This is a genomic window from Eggerthia catenaformis OT 569 = DSM 20559 (assembly GCF_000340375.1).
Taxonomy (GTDB): domain Bacteria; phylum Bacillota_I; class Bacilli_A; order Erysipelotrichales; family Coprobacillaceae; genus Eggerthia; species Eggerthia catenaformis.
The window spans coordinates 1-1,695 of sequence record NZ_KB446652.1 but is presented as its reverse complement, the minus strand read 5'-3'; the positions used below and the strand labels follow the sequence as shown (position 1 = coordinate 1,695).

The following is a 1,695-nucleotide window of genomic DNA, read 5'->3' as shown; positions in this document are numbered from 1 at the left end:
GACTTCACTACAAAGTTTTTGTAAGTCTTTCCCTCTTTTTCACGCTTCTTAAAGTAACCGAATATATGAATTAAATCGCCTTTTTCAAAGTCTTTTGCCACTTCCGTTTTCTCTCCATAAGCTGCACAGTTGATATATTCCTTGCCTTTCCCGTACTTCTTCACAAGTGCAAAATTAACGACTTCTACCGTTTCTCCGTCTTTTTCAAAACTTGAGAAAGTAGGCTCTGCAACCAAGTTGGCGTTGATGTTCATCATTTCCTGCTTCATGTTTTTAATTTCTCCTTTTCATTTCAAATAAAAAAAGCGACTGAAAGTTTAAGTTTTCAATCGCTTCATAACCTCGATATTAAATTTTTCTGTCCATTAAGTGGGACTTCTTATCCTTATCATCTTGCCTCCTGATTTTCTGAGTATGAAAAAAGCAGCAAATCTATTTTTAGACTTACTGCTTATCATCACTGCTGTTTACTTGTTTTTCTTCTTTTATCTTTTCTATCTTCTTCGTGTCTACAAAGTGAGTAGCATACCATTTTTCAATATCTTCAGAATCACTTTTGCTAAACCGTAGTTTAATAACCGGCTTTTTCCCTTGCCCGTTCTTTTTCTTAATCGCCCATTTCTTATATACACAAAACGACGGTTTTAGATTTCCTTTCTTTGCATATACCCTCATTTCATGCAGTATTGTAGACAATTTTTTAAGATTGACCTTGCATACTTTTTCCAAATACAAAACTTTTCCATTTCTCCAAAGTTCATAGTCGGTCTTTGAAAGTATTTCCAAATCCATAAGCACATCTACTGCTGTTGCATATCCTTTTCTTTTTAATTGGTGATACATAGATGAATGAACTTTTCCTATCAGTTCTTTATCGTTCAATAATGTTTCCTCCTTGTGTATTTCTCTTTGATTATTATACCAAATGCAAATAATATCTAACAGCTATAACTTCATAATAACCGTATTCTTATTTAGTTTAGCCTTGCCCCTTCTTTTCATATAGCTTTCTATATCAAACAGGTTCTTTTTATCATAATCCTCAAGTAGCTTATAGTTCTTGTGCTTTGTAATATCAAATTTATCCGATAGGAAAGGGCGAACACCACGAAGTTGAAAGATACATTTACCACCGTCCATTACTGTTATTTCGTCCTGACTCATCAGCTCTTTTCCCGTCTTTTGATAATTTAATCCGAAACTCTTTTGATTGCTCCTTGTTTCAGAAGTATTATATAGGTCTATGGTTTCTTTACCAAGCGTTTCTGATAGCTCTTTTAGAGTTGTTTTCTCTTTTCCGCCTAAAAATAGGGTACTATCACAATTACCTACAATTGTATCGGCGTTATCCTTGTAGATTGCCTTTAGCTGAGATTGTGCTTGAAGTATTATACTTGCTGAAATCTCTCTACTTCTGATGGTTGCAATCAGCTTCTCAAACTTTGGAATTAAGCCGATATTTGCAAATTCGTCAAGCAGGCATCGCACATGGACAGGAAGCCTGCCACCATATACATCATCCGCTTTATCACATAAAAGATTAAATAACTGCGAGTACATAATGGACACTACAAAGTTAAAAGTATCATCGGTATCGGATATAATAACAAAGAGTGCCGTTTTTCTATCTCCGAGTGTATCAAGCTCAAGTTCATCTTCACTCATCAAGTCCCTAAGTTCCCTAATATCAAATGG

General features: G+C 34.9%; 2 protein-coding genes and 1 pseudogene. All 3 read right to left on the bottom strand.

Annotated features, from left to right (window positions below):
• Positions 1-269, bottom strand: a pseudogene (locus tag HMPREF9943_RS10205) (hypothetical protein); the annotation flags it as partial.
• 175 nt (positions 270-444) lie between these two features.
• Positions 445-882, bottom strand: coding sequence for a hypothetical protein (locus HMPREF9943_RS09485; protein ID WP_004804425.1), 438 nt, complete (start codon positions 880-882; stop codon positions 445-447).
• A 63-nt stretch (positions 883-945) separates the two neighbouring features.
• Positions 946-1,695, bottom strand: a 750-nt coding sequence (locus HMPREF9943_RS09480; protein WP_004804421.1) for a VirD4-like conjugal transfer protein, CD1115 family, incomplete at its 5' end; no start/stop codon positions are given.